This window comes from Mycobacterium sp. NGS40 (assembly GCF_059812735.1).
The window spans coordinates 1-906 of the sequence record NZ_JCALDG010000102.1; the positions used below are offsets into that span (position 1 = coordinate 1).

1 protein-coding gene is annotated in these 906 nt (G+C 68.4%); it reads right to left on the bottom strand.

Annotated elements, in window-relative coordinates; all coding sequences use genetic code 11:
• Nucleotides 1-906, bottom strand: a 906-nt coding sequence (locus AC5Y5O_RS32105; protein ID WP_500028757.1) for an HAD-IC family P-type ATPase, incomplete at both ends; no start/stop codon positions are given.

The window sequence follows — 906 nt, forward strand, 5'->3', positions numbered from 1 at the left end:
TTTTCGAGTTCTGTGGAAGCTGCGGCAAGGTGTGGGGGCAGATCTAGATTGTGCTCGTCGATGAGCTTGCGTCTCCCGACGAATACGGGGTGACCGTCGATTTCGGCGCGCACTCCGTGGCCCGCGACGTTGGTGAACGCCGTGGCGGCCGGAATCTTGAGATCGCGCTCGCGGGCACCCGCAACGATGGCCGCGCCGATGGGGTGTTCGGAGCCCGACTCGACGGCGGCGGCGATCTCTAGCACGTAGTCGGGCTGTCGGCGCTTACCGACAATGACGTCGGTGAGCTGCATTTGGGCGCGGGTGAGGGTGCCGGTCTTGTCGAACACCACGGTATCGATCTTCTTGGAGGCCTCCAGGACCTCACCGCCCTTGACCAGGATCCCCATGTCGGCACCCCGGCCGGTGCCGACCGTAATCGCGGTGGGGGTGGCCAGCCCCAGGGCGCATGGGCAGGCGATGATGAGCACCGCGACCGCCGCGGTCATGCCCGCGACGGGGTTGCCGGCCAGCACCGTCCAGCCGGCAAACGTCGCAACGGCAACCGCGACAACGGCCGGCACGAACACCGCCGAGACCCGGTCGGCCAACCGCTGCACGGGGGCCTTGCCACCCTGGGCTTGTTCGACCAGGCGCACGATGTGGGCCAGCGCGGTGTCGGCCCCCACGGCGGTGGCGCGCACGGTCAGCACGCCGTCGACGTTCACGGTGGCCCCGGCGACATGGTCACCCACGGTTTTTTCCACCGGGACGGATTCGCCGGTCAGCATCGACTCGTCGACGGCGGCACGCCCGTCGACAACCTGACCGTCGACGGGGATCTTCTCGCCGGGCCGGACCCGCACCAGGTCTCCGACTTGCACTTGGTCGACCGGGACGAGCACTTCCTGGCCGTCTACGAGCAGG